Here is a 12774-nt window from a genome sequence, read left to right as displayed (position 1 = left end):
CCATATCTGCCAGCTTAAATGCAATGCCCTGGAAGTTGGCAATGGGCTGATCGAACTGGTGGCGTTCCTGGGCATATTTTATGGCGGCTTCATATGCGCCTTTGGCAATACCCAGCGAAAGCGCTGCAATGGAAATACGGCCGCCATCCAGCACTTTCATAGACTGTATAAAGCCCTCTCCTACCTGGCCCAGTATATTGGCAGCCGGAACGCGGCAGTTATCAAATATCATTTCTGCTGTTTCAGATGCGCGCATACCCAGCTTATTTTCCTTTTTACCGCCGCTGAAACCGGGTGTGCCTTTTTCCACCACAAAAGCCGTCATGCCGTGGCTGTCGCGGAGCTCACCGGTGCGGGCTATTACCACGGCCACATCGCAGCTTTTACCGTGGGTAATCCAGCATTTGGTGCCGTTTAATACCCAGTGGTCGCCATCCTGTTTGGCCACGCATTTCATGTTCATGGCATCGGAACCGGTGTTGGGCTCTGTTAATCCCCAGGCGCCAATCCATTCTGCCGTGGCCAGTTTGGGCAGGTAGCGCTGCTTTTGCTCTTCATTGGCAAACTGTAATATATGCCCGGTGCACAGCGAGTTGTGGGCAGCCACGCTCAGGCCAATGGCGCCGCAGAACTTTGCTATTTCGCTGATAACGGTTACATATTCAGGGTAGCCCAAACCGCTGCCGCTATACTGTTCGGGCACCAGCACGCCCATTAATCCAAGCTCGCCGAGCTGTTTAAACAGGGGTAACGGAAATTCCTGGTTTTCATCCCAGTCAATTACGTGGGGTTGTATGTGCGTTTTTCCAAAATCGCGGATCATTTTTGCAATCTGCTGCTGCATTTCCGAAAGCTGAAAATCCATAATAGGGGGTTTAATTTTAAGCGGTTGGCTATTAGCTGTCAACTGTAGCAGAAGCGCAGTGCACTGGCAGGCAGTTAACGGCTAATAGCTGATATACGGTTCAAGTTTACGATAAATACTATCATCTACCAATGGAATGTTCAGAAGCGCCTCCGGTCCGCCGAAAGGCCCGTGCACACTGCGGTAGCGGACAATGAGGCGGGCCAGTTTATAACGTATATATGGATGTTTTGCCAAAGACTGCTCATCCATCTTATTGATATTCACTTTTTTTAGAGAAACACTATCTGCACGCAGCGACGATTGAATTTTTTTAAATGTGCTATCTGCCAGGCCATAGGTTTCCGCCACCTGTGCTGTGCTGTAAAAGCCGCCCAGCTTATCCCGGAAGCGAACAATACGTGCTGCCAGCACCGGTCCTATACCTGGCAGGGCCTCCCAGGCCGCGGAGTCAGCTGCATTAATGGCTACTACCACCGGTTTGCGCGCAGGCCGCGGCGGAAAAGGGGTATAGGTGCGGCGGGTGAACAAGCTGTCACGGTGAAAATGCTGCCGATGGCCAGCTGCGGGCCGCCCCAATCTTGCGGAATACCTGTTACGGGTATATGAAAAGCTGCGGCGCGTTACGGTATCTGCTGCCTTTAGCTGCTGTTCAAATATTGCCGCTTCTGCCAGCAAGGTACTGTCTGCCTCCACCGCTGCCGGGGCATAGGCCTCCCATACCAGGGGTATACAGCGGCATAGCCCAATGAGCGCCAGCAACACCACGATGCCGGTACGCTCTCGTTTGGTAAAAGTAAAGTACTCCCGCAGCGGCCTTTTTTCCATAAAAAGCTGCCAAGTTAGGGATTGGAAAAACAGCAGATAGTTAATCCGTAGTTAAGCGGGGTATGTACGCGCGGGATTATTAGTCAAGCGTTACCTGCAGCCCATCATATGCCAGGGCCATACCGGGCGGCAGCTCTGTATTCACTTCTGCGTGCAGGCCAAGCTGGTGGCTAATGTGGGTAAAATATACCTGCGGCACCTGCAGCTCCTGTGCAAGGGCAATGGCTTCGCCCAGGGTAAAATGCGAAATGTGCTTTTCCTTACGCAGCGCATTGAGCACCAGCACCCTGGAACCCAGAATTTTTTCCTTTTCCTCATCGGCCACAAAGTTGGCATCGGTAATGTAGGTAAAATCACCAAACCGGAAACCGAGCACCGGCATTTTATGGTGCATTACCTGTATGGGGGTAATGGCAAAGTCTTTAATGCTGAAAGGCTCGTCTGTAATGGTTTGCAGGTTCAGCTCGGGTATGCCGGGATATTTAAAATCCGCAAAAGCATAGGCAAACTCCCGCATAATTACATTCTGCGAAAAATCCGTGGCGTAAATATCAATAGGCTTTTGCTGAAAATAGTTAAAGGCCCGTATGTCGTCCATACCGGCTATATGATCTTTATGAGAGTGCGTGATCAATACGGCTTCCAGGTGCTTTACCTGTGCCCGCAGCATCTGGTACCGGAAGTCCGGCGTGGTATCTACTACAATATTTCCTATCTCCGACTCTACCAATATACTGCTGCGCAGGCGGGTATCTTTTTTATCGGGTGAGGTGCATACCCGGCAATTACAGGCAATTACCGGTACCCCCTGTGAGGTGCCTGTTCCAAGAAAAGTGATCTTCATTCTGCGGATTGTTCTTCAGAAGGCGGCTGCTGCTCCGGCCCGCCGGTGTTGTCTGTATCAGTAATACTCCTGTTTTCCTGTACCTGCTGGTATAGCTTTGCCGAGTCGGGGCTCAGGAGCGTGGTATCAAGCTGCAGGGTGCCCAGGATATCCAGCAGGGTATTAATACGCCCTTCCAGGTTCAGGAATTTGTTGATCACCACCACCTTCTTATGTTCCAATATACAATACCCGGAGGTAAAGGAGCCTTTCTCAAACCGGAGCACATATTTGGCTTCGTCAAAGATCTTCTCCAGTCGGGTTAGGTTATTGGGTGTGATTTTGATGTTCATCCTACAAAAATAAAACAATAATGTGCAAATATGCAGCTATGCAAATGGAATGCATTTTATCTGCACATCTGCATATTTGCACATCCGCACATCTCATCTACTTGCTTACCAGCCGGGCCACCGGCACAATCATCTCCTCCAGCGAAATGCCGCCGTGCTGGAAAGTATTGCGGTAGTAATTTACAAAGTAGTTATAGTTATTAGGGTAGCACAGGTAGCCATCCTCACGGGCAAATATATACGATGAGTTTACATTGGGCTTGGGCAAACCGGCTTCGCGCGGGTCGCGGAAGGCCAGTACTTCCTTGTTGTCATAGTTCAGGTTACGCCCGTGCTTATAACGCAGGTTGGTGGTGGTTTGCTTATCGCCTATTACCTTAATGGGCGTTTTTACCCGTACGCTGCCATGGTCCGTAGCTACAACCAGGTTAATCTTCCTGTCTGCAATACGCTTCAGCGCCTGGTGCAGCGGCGAGTGCTCGAACCAGCTGGTGGTTATAGAGCGGTAAGAGGTTTCATCCCCGGCCAGCTCTTTCAGCACCTCCATTTCCGTACGGGCATGGCTCATCATATCCACAAAATTGTACACGATTACATTCAGCGGGTAGTTAAGCAGGTTATGCACGTTGTTGAGCAGGTGCTGCCCATCGCTATGGTTAATTACCTTAGTATAGGAAAAGCGCGTGTCCATTTTCAGGCGCGCCAGCTGGGCGGCAAAAAATTCCTCTTCATACAGGTTCTTACCGCCCTCCTCATCATCATTTTTCCATTGCACGGGGAACTTGTGCTCAATATCCACCGGCAGCATACCTGCAAAAATGGCGTTGCGGCTGTATTGGGTAGAGGTAGGCAGTATGCTGTAAAAGCTGTCTTCCTCCAGCAGCCTGAAAGATTCCAGGAAGATGGGCAGGATGGCCTTCCACTGGTCATACCGCAGGTTATCTATCAGTATAAAAAAGTTAGGTACGTCGGGGTCCAGGCTGGGCACCACTTTTTCGCGGAACAGGGTATGCGACATTACCGGCGCATCCTTTGCCTTGGGATGCACCCAGTCTGCATAATTACGGCTAATGAATTTGGCAAACTCCGTATTGGCCTCTGCTTTCTGCGTGTTGAACACTTCCAGCATCTCGGGGCTGTTAGCCTTGCTCATTTCAATTTCCCAGTACACCAGCTTTTTGTAAATATCCATCCACTCCTCCTGGTTGGGGTTTGAGCTGAGCGCCATAAACAGGGAGCGGAACTCCTGCTGGTACGCAATAGTGGTTTTTTCCGCCACCAGGCGTTTATTATCGATGATCTTTTTCAGGGAAAGCAGCACCTGGTTTGGATTTACCGGCTTTATCAGGTAATCGGTTATCTGGCTGCCAATAGCATCGTCCATTACATTTTCCGCCTCATTTTTTGTAATCATCACCACGGGTATCTGCTGGTCTATTTCCTTGATCTTGCCCAGTGTTTCCAGCCCGGTAATGCCCGGCATGGACTCATCCAGCAGCACCACATCCACCACCTGGTCTTTCAGGAATTCCAGGGCGTCGTACCCATTGGTAAGGGCCGACACCTTGTAGCCTTTATTTTCCAGGAACATGATCTGTGATTTCAGGGATTCTATTTCGTCATCTACCCAAAGTATATTTATTTGGCTCATTAACAATAATTGACAGCGTTAAGAAATAGTAAAGGCGCCGCAGTATACGGCAACCCGGAACAATTTAACCCTATTTTCGGCAAAAATCGTTCCCTGGTACTATCAATGAATTGTTAAAGCTGAAACGCACATCAATATCTTTTTAAAATACTGATGGCTTTTGAAGGCGGAACGCCATATGTACAGTGAGTATAGTCTTTATAAGGCGTGGCGGCTATATCAGCATAACATACGTTGCCCGGGGCCATATCTCCCAGGCTTTCAGCCCCACCCTCTACCACAGCCGCGCTGGTATAGGTATGGCCGCCAAACAGGTAGCCGGTATTGCCCAGGTCACGGGCGCCTGCATCATCAATAGATACAATGATGCCCAGGCAATCGCTGGCGATCAGGGTTAGTTTTACGTGGGTGGGGGCGGCAGGAACATCATCCTTGCGGCAGCCGGCCAGGAAAATAACGGCAAAAGCAAACGGGATCAGGTGTGTGCGTAACATAATAGCCAATGAATTGTTAAAAAAACTGCATTATCAGCCAGATAATAAACTTTTATGATTTTTCACGTTCTATCAGGGATGCGCCCGGAATGCCCTTTATGTAAGGCCGGAAAGCAGCAGAAAGGGTTGTAAACATAAAAATGCGTTCGGCTTCCAGTAACATATAGGGGTGATTTATTCGTTAAACGTCTATACATTAGAAAAAGTTACCGATTGAAACTGTAGCTTTGTAAATAAGCTAAAGTGAGTATAATACAATGACGGAGCGCAAGCGAAAGATTGTAAACGACCCGGTGTATGGTTTTATAACAATAGATCATCCGTTGATCTTTAACCTCATTTCCCACCCGTACTATCAGCGATTGCGGCGCATCCATCAAATGGCCCTGGCCCAGCTGGTGTACCCGGGCGCCATGCATACGCGCTTTCACCATAGTATGGGAGCTTACCACCTGATGAGCTGCGCCTTACAGGAGCTGCAGGGCAAGGGGGTGAACATTACAAAGGAAGAAGAGGTGGCCGCCAAGATGGCCATTTTGCTGCATGATATAGGGCATGGCCCGTATTCGCACGCGCTGGAGCATGGTATTATTGAAGGGGTATCGCACGAAGCCATTGGCCGCTGGCTCATGGAGGATCTGAACCGGCAGATGGGTGGAGCGCTGACCCTTACCCTGGAAATATTTAACGACCGGTATCATAAACGGTTCCTGCACCAGCTGGTTTCCAGCCAGTTAGATGTAGACCGGATGGATTACCTGAACCGCGACAGCTTTTATACCGGCGTATCAGAAGGAGTAATTGGTTACGACCGTATCATAAAAATGCTGACCGTGCATAACGGGGAGCTGATGGTAGAGGAAAAAGGCATTTACTCCATAGAAAAGTTCATTGTGGCGCGGCGCTTGATGTATTGGCAGGTTTATTTGCATAAAACAGTACTGAGCGCGGAGAATATGCTGGTAAAAATACTCTCCCGCGCAAAAGAGCTGGCATTAAAAGGGGTAGCGCTGTTTGCGGCTCCCCCGCTGCAATACTTTCTGTATCATACTATTACGGCCAGTAATTTTGAGCAGGAGCCGGAATGTTTGCAGCAATTTTGCCTGCTGGATGATTATGATATTATGGGGGCCATTAAAGTATGGGCCCAGCATGAGGACAAAGTGCTGTCGCTTTTATGTAAATGGCTGATAAACAGGAATTTGTTGAAATGTATATTAAGTAATGAGGCTTTTGCAGATGATACGGTAGCCCTGCTGAAAAAAAAGGTGCGGCAGCAGTGGGATCTGCAGGACTGCGAGCTGGATTACCTGGTATTTTCAGGCACCGCCAGCCTCCGGGCCTATAACATTACAAATGAAAAAATTAATATTCTTTTTAAGGACGGCACGGTGAAAGACATTGCTTCCATAGACAATGCGCTGGTAAGCCATACATTGGCGATACCCGTAAAAAAATTCTACATTTGTCATCCAAAAATATAGGTAAGCAACGTTTTATAAGGAATTAAAATGTTAAAGAATAACTTTATACAATCCGGTGAGGGTAACTTTTATAAATCATAACTATGCAATTTAGCGCAGTACACTTAGCAACCATGTTAGATGGTAAGCTTGAGGGAAACCCGGACGTTAAGGTGAGCAACATTGCCAAAATTGAAGAGGCCGGCGATGGGATGCTTAGCTTTATTGCCAATCCTAAATACGAAGAATTCATATACACCACACAGGCGTCTATCCTGATCGTGAATGAGAGCCTGGTGATTGAAGGCCCCATAAAACCTACACTTATACGCGTAAAGGATGCTTACAGCAGCTTTGCGCTGCTGCTGGAAAAGTATAAGCAAATGGTAGGTAATAAAACCGGCATACAACTGCCTTCCTATATTCCCCGCTCAGTAAAAATGGGCGAAAATGTTTTCGTAGGGGCATTTGCGTACCTGGGCGAAAACGTGGTATTGGGTAACAACGTAAAAATCTATCCCGGTGTGTACCTGGGCGATAATGTAGTAGTGAACGACGACTCCGTTATTTACCCCGGCGTAAAGGTGTATGATAACTGTGTGCTGGGCAAACGGGTAATATTGCATGCCGGCTGCGTTATTGGCGGCGACGGCTTTGGCTTTGCCCCCCAGGAGGACCGTTCCTACAAAAAAGTGCCGCAAATCGGCAACGTGGTGATACATGACGATGTAGAAATAGGCGCCAACACCACCATTGACCGCGCCACCATGGGCAGCACCGTAATACGCCAGGGCGTTAAGCTGGATAACCTGATACAGGTGGCCCATAACGTAGACATTGGCACCAACACGGTAATTGCCGCCCAAACAGGGGTTTCGGGCAGCACCAAAATTGGCCAGAACTGTGTAATTGGCGGGCAGGTAGGCATGGTGGGCCACATACATATAGCAGACAATACCAAAATAAATGCACAGAGCGGCTTGTCCAAGTCCATTACTAATCCAAACACTTCGCTAACTGGCTCCCCGGCGTTCGATTATAAAAGTTCGCTGAAAAGTCAGGCAATTTTTAGAAATTTGCCGGACCTTGAAAAAAGGGTGAAGGAGCTGGAAGACATGGTGAAGCAACTACTTTCTGAACGGGAAAGGGTTTAAGGATCAGTAAACAGTAAAAAATTATGATGGAAAATCTAGCGTCGCAGCACCAGCACACGCTGAAAGGACCTGTAACAATTTCAGGTGTTGGTTTGCATACGGGAGCACAAGTAAATATGACCCTCAAACCCGCGCCGCCGGGCTTTGGTATTAAGTTTCAACGTATTGACCTGCCGGAGCAGCCTATTGTAAAGGCAGATGTGGACTATGTGGTAGATACCACCCGCAGCACTACCCTGGAGCACAACGGCGCCCGTGTAAGCACCATAGAGCATATTATGGCGGCCCTGGCCGGCACCGGTATTGATAACGTGCTGATAGAGCTGAACGGCCCTGAAGTACCTATTATGGACGGCAGCTCCCAGCCTTTTGTGGAAGTGATAGATGAGGTAGGCCCGCAGGAGCAGGACGCCAAAAAGATCTATTATTCCATAGACACCAATATTTCTTATTACGATGAGGTAAAGAAGGTGGAAATGGTGGCGCTGCCTGCTGTTGACTACCGCATTACCTGCCTGATAGATTTTAACTCTCCCGTACTGGGCACCCAGCACGCCAACTTAAAAGGCCTGCAGGAATTCCGCAAGGAAATTGCGCCCTGCCGCACTTTCTGCTTCCTGCATGAGCTGGAATACCAGCTTTCCCTGAACCTGATCAAAGGCGGGGACATTAACAATGCTATTGTGGTGGTAGACCGCCCGGTAACAGAAGAGGAGCTGGACCGCCTGGCCAAGGCCTTTAAACGCGAGCACATTTCTGTACAGCGCGAAGGCATTTTGAATAATATACAGCTGCGCTTCCCCAATGAGCCGGCCCGGCACAAGCTGCTGGATGTGGTGGGCGACCTGGCCCTGGTGGGCTTTCCCATTAAGGCGCATATTATTGCCAACCGCCCCGGCCACGCCTCCAATGTGGAGTTTGCGAGAAAGATCAAACAATACATTAAGAAGAACAAGCATGCGCGGGATATTCCTATCTATGATCCCAACCAGCCTGCCATATTTGATTTACGCCGCATAGAAAAAACGCTGCCGCACCGCTATCCTTTCCTGCTGGTAGACAAGATCATTGATCTTACAGATACCCAGGTAGTGGGCATTAAGAACGTAACGTTCAATGAATACTTTTTCCAGGGCCACTTCCCCGGCAACCCGGTAATGCCCGGCGTACTGCAGATAGAAGCCCTGGCGCAGGCGGGAGGCATACTGGCGCTGAACGCCGTGCCCGACCCCGAGAACTATGATACCTACTTCCTGAAAATAGACAACTGCAAATTCAAGCAAAAAGTATTGCCGGGTGATACCCTGATCCTGAAAATGGAGCTGCTGAGCCCCATCAGGCGCGGTATTGTGGAAATGCGGGGTACCGTATTCGTTGGTAACAAGGTTGTCACAGAGGCTGACCTGGTAGCTCAAATCATTAAAACTAGAGAAGGCAAATAACGCATGATCCACCCGCTCACGTACATTCATCCCGACGCTAAAGTTGCGCCTAATGTAAAAATTGATCCGTTCACCGTTATTCACAAGAACGTGGAAATCGGGGATGGCACCTGGATAGGCTCCAACGTTACCATTATGGAAGGCGCCCGTATCGGCAAGAACTGCCGCATATTCCCGGGCTCTGTTATATCCGCCATACCACAGGATCTGAAATTTGCAGGGGAGGATACCACGGTAGAAATAGGCGATAACACCACCATCCGTGAATTTGTGACCATTAACCGCGGCACAAAAGACCGGTGGAAAACCACCATTGGTAAAAACTGCCTGATCATGGCGTACTGCCATATTGCGCATGACTGCGAAGTAGGCAACAACTGTATCTTCTCTAACAATACCACGCTGGCGGGGCACATTACCGTAGGCGATCATGTGGTGCTGGCAGGTATGGTAGCTGTACACCAGTTTTGCAAAATCGGCGATCACGCCTTTGTTACCGGCGGCTCGCTGGTACGTAAGGATGTACCGCCGTATGTAAAAGCTGCACGGGAGCCCCTCTCCTACGTAGGCGTAAACTCCATCGGGTTAAAACGCCGCGGCTTTTCACTGGAAAAGATCAACCACATCCTGGACATTTACCGCGTAATATTTGTGAAAGGCTATAACGTATCTAAAGCCGTTAGCATTATAGAAGCTGAATTTCCGGCCACGGATGAACGGGACGAGATACTTTCCTTTATACGCGACTCCGGCCGGGGCGTGATGAAAGGTTATACCACCCGTAACAATGACGATATCGCTTAACCACACCGGCAAGCGCTTTAACTACGACTGGATATTCCGTCGTATCACTTTCACCTTCCTGGAAGGAGGGCGGTATGCCATACTGGGACCTAACGGATCGGGAAAATCTACACTATTACAGGTTATCAGCGGTCACCTGCATCATAATGAAGGTACCGTTACATATAACATAGCGGAAAAATCCATCGATAACGATGCGTTTTTCCGCTATTGTGCTATTGCAGCTCCCTACCTGGAGCTGATAGAGGAATTTACCCTGGCAGAGATCATACAATTCCATGTGCAGTTTAAACCGTTATTGCCAGGTTTTACCGCCAAAGAAATAGCCGGCATGGTGGGGCTGGAAAAGGCCATGGATAAGCAGCTGCGCTATTTTTCCTCCGGCATGAAACAGCGCATAAAGCTGGCGCTGGCCGTTTTTTCCGATGTGCCCGTGCTGCTGCTGGATGAGCCCTGCACCAACCTGGACGCCGCAGGGGTACAGCTATACCAGCAATTAATTGAGCAATATTGCGGGCAGCGCACGCTTATTGTAAGCTCTAACGACGAACAGGAGTACTATATGTGCCCGGAGCGAATACAGATTGTGGACTACAAGTAGGAAATAATTCGTAATTACTATGCAAACAGCCAGTAAGAAAGTGATCAACGGCTGGGCCATGTATGACTGGGCCAACTCGGTATACAACCTGGTGATCACTACTACCTTTTTCCCTATTTACTTTACAGAAGTTACCAAAGCGCATTTCAAGAGCGAGATTATTCCCTTCTTTGGCTCGCGGTTCGTAAACTCGGCGTTGTACGACTATGCCTCTGCAGCCGCTTACCTGGTTATTGCCTTGCTGTCGCCCATCCTGTCGTCTATTGCAGATACGCGGGGCAATAAAAAGAACTTCCTGTTTGCCTTTACGCTGCTGGGCAGTGTATCGTGCAGCGCCCTGTTCCTGTTTCATGGCGCCAACGTTGAATTTGGCACTATATGTTTTTTACTGGCCACGGTTGGTTATTGCGGCGGGCTGGTGTTCTATAACTCTTACCTGCCGGAAATAGCTGCCCCGGAAGACCGCGACCGTGTGAGCGCCAAAGGTTTTGCACTGGGCTACATTGGCAGCGTAATACTGCAGCTTATCGGGTTTGTGCTGGTAGCCCTGCAGCCGTTTGGGCTAACAGGGGCTACGCCGGTAAGGGTTACCTTTTTGCTGGTAGGCATCTGGTGGTTGGGCTTTGCCCTGTTTAGCCTGAGCCGTTTACCTGCATCCAAAGCAACAGTGCAAACACACTATGCAGGCGCCTTTACAGAAGGCTTTACCGAGCTGCGGAAAGTATATGCGCAGGTAAAGGTAATGCCGGTGCTGAAGCGTTTCCTGCGTGGCTTTTTCTTTTACAGCATGGGCGTGCAAACGGTAATGCTGGCTGCTACCCTGTTTGGCAGCAAAGAGCTTAACCTGCCCTCTACCAACCTGATTATAGCAGTGGTGGCCATACAGCTGGTGGCGGTAGCCGGCGCCTGGGGCATAGCCAGGCTTTCTACCCGGTTCGGCAACCTGCGTGTATTGATAGGCGTTATTATATTCTGGCTGGCCATTTGTGTGGCCGGTTACCGTATGCAAACCGCTACTGATTTTTATTTGCTGGCTGTAGCCGTAGGTATTGTAATGGGCGGCGTGCAATCGCTCAGCCGTTCTACTTACGCCAAGCTGATGCCCGAAACAGAAGACACCACCTCCTTTTTCAGCTATTACGACGTAACGGAAAAGCTGGCCATTGTAGTAGGCATGTTCAGCTTTGGGTATATTGAAGAGCTAACCGGCAGCATGCGCAATTCCGTGCTGGCGCTGATGGTATTTTTTGCTATTGGCCTGGCATGGATCATATCTGCGCTGGTGAAGCAGATGAAATCTTAAATCTAAAATGTAAAATTTCAAATGTAAAAGTTGGTAGCAGTGTGTAATGCAGACAATGATGTTATATAAAACACATCCCCGACTTTTACATTTTACATTTAATATTTTACATTTTGCATTTCGTTACCTTAGCCAAATGGAACTCTATACAATAGATACCGGATTTTTTAAGCTGGATGGCGGCGCCATGTTTGGTGTAGTGCCCAAAAGCATCTGGAACAAGCTGAACCCGGCTGATGAAAACAACATGTGCAGCTGGGCCATGCGTTGCCTGCTGATCAGGGAAGGTAACCGCCTGATACTGGTAGATAACGGCATCGGCAACAAGCAGGATGCAAAATTCTTCAGCTATTATTACTTGCATGGCAATGCGTCGCTGGATAGCTCCCTGGCTGCGCACGGCTTTCACCGGGATGATATTACCGATGTATTCCTGACCCACTTACATTTTGACCATTGCGGCGGCAGTATTGTACGCGAAGGCGGCAAGCTGGCGCCCGCGTTTAAAAATGCGGTGTACTGGAGTAACCCCGATCACTGGAAATGGGCCACTGAACCAAACGAACGGGAAAAAGCATCCTTTCTTAAAGAAAATATTTTACCCATACAGGAAAGCGGGCAGCTGCAGTTTATTAACCAGCAGGATGGTATTCAATTCACAGAAAACATATCCATACGCTTTGCGAACGGCCATACCGATGCCATGATGCTGCCCCAGATCCGCTATAAAGCGCAGACCCTTGTTTTTATGGCAGACCTGCTGCCTTCCATTGGCCACCTGCCCGTGCCTTATGTAATGGCATATGATATGTTTCCCCTTACCACGCTGCAGGAAAAGAAAAGTTTTTTGCAGGAGGCGCTGGAAAACAAATACATCCTGTTTTTTGAGCATGATCCCCGGGTAGAGTGCTGCACGCTGCAGCAAACAGAACGGGGCATACGGGCGGGGGAAACATTTGCGCTGAAAGATGTTTAGGGATCACCACGTACACC

The 12774-nt window shown here is 49.1% G+C and carries 13 protein-coding genes; 7 read left to right on the top strand and 6 right to left on the bottom strand.

Annotated elements, in window-relative coordinates; translation table 11 throughout:
- From VFS25_RS16855 to VFS25_RS16830, 6 genes are all read right to left on the bottom strand, one after another.
- Positions 1-865 (bottom strand): acyl-CoA dehydrogenase family protein (locus tag VFS25_RS16855; protein WP_326463337.1); only part of this gene is annotated, 865 nt, incomplete at its 3' end.
- An 81-nt stretch (positions 866-946) separates the two neighbouring features.
- Positions 947-1693 (bottom strand): helix-hairpin-helix domain-containing protein, encoded by a 747-nt coding sequence (locus VFS25_RS16850; protein ID WP_326463336.1) that lies wholly within the window; start codon positions 1691-1693, stop codon positions 947-949.
- 79 nt (positions 1694-1772) lie between these two features.
- The gene (locus tag VFS25_RS16845) at positions 1773-2537 is read right to left on the bottom strand and encodes an MBL fold metallo-hydrolase (RefSeq protein ID WP_326463335.1); all 765 of its coding nucleotides are present in this window, start codon (positions 2535-2537) and stop codon (positions 1773-1775) included.
- Positions 2534-2869 carry a hypothetical protein gene (locus VFS25_RS16840; RefSeq protein WP_326463334.1) on the bottom strand — a complete coding sequence of 112 codons (336 nt, stop codon included), beginning with the start codon at positions 2867-2869 and terminating at the stop codon, positions 2534-2536. The genes VFS25_RS16845 and VFS25_RS16840 overlap by 4 nt, the downstream gene beginning before the upstream one ends.
- Before the next feature lie 97 nt (positions 2870-2966).
- Entirely contained in the window at positions 2967-4520 is a 1554-nt protein-coding gene (locus VFS25_RS16835; protein ID WP_326463333.1) for a response regulator, read from the bottom strand.
- Positions 4521-4651: 131 nt separating this feature from the next.
- Positions 4652-5014 (bottom strand): hypothetical protein, encoded by a 363-nt coding sequence (locus VFS25_RS16830; RefSeq protein WP_326463332.1) that lies wholly within the window; start codon positions 5012-5014, stop codon positions 4652-4654.
- 257 nt (positions 5015-5271) lie between these two features.
- On the opposite strand from VFS25_RS16830, the gene VFS25_RS16825 reads away from it, so the two are divergent.
- The 7 genes from VFS25_RS16825 (at position 5272) to VFS25_RS16795 (ending at position 12757) form a co-directional block, all read left to right on the top strand.
- Positions 5272-6498 (top strand): HD domain-containing protein, encoded by a 1227-nt coding sequence (locus tag VFS25_RS16825; protein WP_326463331.1) that lies wholly within the window; start codon positions 5272-5274, stop codon positions 6496-6498.
- Positions 6499-6581: 83 nt separating this feature from the next.
- A complete protein-coding gene (gene lpxD, locus VFS25_RS16820) occupies positions 6582-7631 on the top strand; it encodes a UDP-3-O-(3-hydroxymyristoyl)glucosamine N-acyltransferase (RefSeq protein ID WP_326463330.1) in 1050 nt (349 codons plus the stop codon).
- A gap of 23 nt (positions 7632-7654) precedes the next feature.
- Entirely contained in the window at positions 7655-9073 is a 1419-nt protein-coding gene (locus tag VFS25_RS16815; protein WP_326463329.1) for a bifunctional UDP-3-O-[3-hydroxymyristoyl] N-acetylglucosamine deacetylase/3-hydroxyacyl-ACP dehydratase, read from the top strand.
- A gap of 3 nt (positions 9074-9076) precedes the next feature.
- Positions 9077-9877, top strand: coding sequence for an acyl-ACP--UDP-N-acetylglucosamine O-acyltransferase (lpxA, locus tag VFS25_RS16810; RefSeq protein WP_326463328.1), 801 nt, complete (start codon positions 9077-9079; stop codon positions 9875-9877).
- A complete protein-coding gene (locus VFS25_RS16805; protein WP_326463327.1) occupies positions 9861-10478 on the top strand; it encodes an ABC transporter ATP-binding protein in 618 nt (205 codons plus the stop codon). Before lpxA ends, VFS25_RS16805 begins: the two co-directional genes overlap by 17 nt.
- A 19-nt stretch (positions 10479-10497) precedes the next feature.
- Complete coding sequence (locus VFS25_RS16800) at positions 10498-11781, top strand: MFS transporter (protein ID WP_326463326.1); 1284 nt, start codon at positions 10498-10500, stop codon at positions 11779-11781.
- Positions 11782-11917: 136 nt separating this feature from the next.
- Positions 11918-12757 (top strand): MBL fold metallo-hydrolase, encoded by an 840-nt coding sequence (locus VFS25_RS16795; protein ID WP_326463325.1) that lies wholly within the window; start codon positions 11918-11920, stop codon positions 12755-12757.
- The last annotated feature ends 17 nt before the right edge of the window (positions 12758-12774 follow it).

The sequence above is a fragment of the Chitinophaga sp. genome, from assembly GCF_035761305.1.
In the GTDB taxonomy this organism is placed as follows: domain Bacteria; phylum Bacteroidota; class Bacteroidia; order Chitinophagales; family Chitinophagaceae; genus Chitinophaga.
This window is presented reverse-complemented; position numbering and strand designations above follow the sequence as displayed.

Coding starts and splice junctions, on each gene's coding strand:
- lpxA (WP_326463328.1), top strand. CDS start 9,077: ATGATCCACCCGCTCACGTACATTCATCCCGACGCTAAAGTTGCGCCT.
- VFS25_RS16830 (WP_326463332.1), bottom strand. CDS start 5,014: ATGTTACGCACACACCTGATCCCGTTTGCTTTTGCCGTTATTTTCCTG.
- VFS25_RS16850 (WP_326463336.1), bottom strand. CDS start 1,693: ATGGAAAAAAGGCCGCTGCGGGAGTACTTTACTTTTACCAAACGAGAG.
- VFS25_RS16835 (WP_326463333.1), bottom strand. CDS start 4,520: ATGAGCCAAATAAATATACTTTGGGTAGATGACGAAATAGAATCCCTG.
- VFS25_RS16845 (WP_326463335.1), bottom strand. CDS start 2,537: ATGAAGATCACTTTTCTTGGAACAGGCACCTCACAGGGGGTACCGGTA.
- VFS25_RS16805 (WP_326463327.1), top strand. CDS start 9,861: ATGACGATATCGCTTAACCACACCGGCAAGCGCTTTAACTACGACTGG.
- VFS25_RS16800 (WP_326463326.1), top strand. CDS start 10,498: ATGCAAACAGCCAGTAAGAAAGTGATCAACGGCTGGGCCATGTATGAC.
- VFS25_RS16795 (WP_326463325.1), top strand. CDS start 11,918: ATGGAACTCTATACAATAGATACCGGATTTTTTAAGCTGGATGGCGGC.
- VFS25_RS16840 (WP_326463334.1), bottom strand. CDS start 2,869: ATGAACATCAAAATCACACCCAATAACCTAACCCGACTGGAGAAGATC.
- VFS25_RS16825 (WP_326463331.1), top strand. CDS start 5,272: ATGACGGAGCGCAAGCGAAAGATTGTAAACGACCCGGTGTATGGTTTT.
- VFS25_RS16815 (WP_326463329.1), top strand. CDS start 7,655: ATGATGGAAAATCTAGCGTCGCAGCACCAGCACACGCTGAAAGGACCT.
- lpxD (WP_326463330.1), top strand. CDS start 6,582: ATGCAATTTAGCGCAGTACACTTAGCAACCATGTTAGATGGTAAGCTT.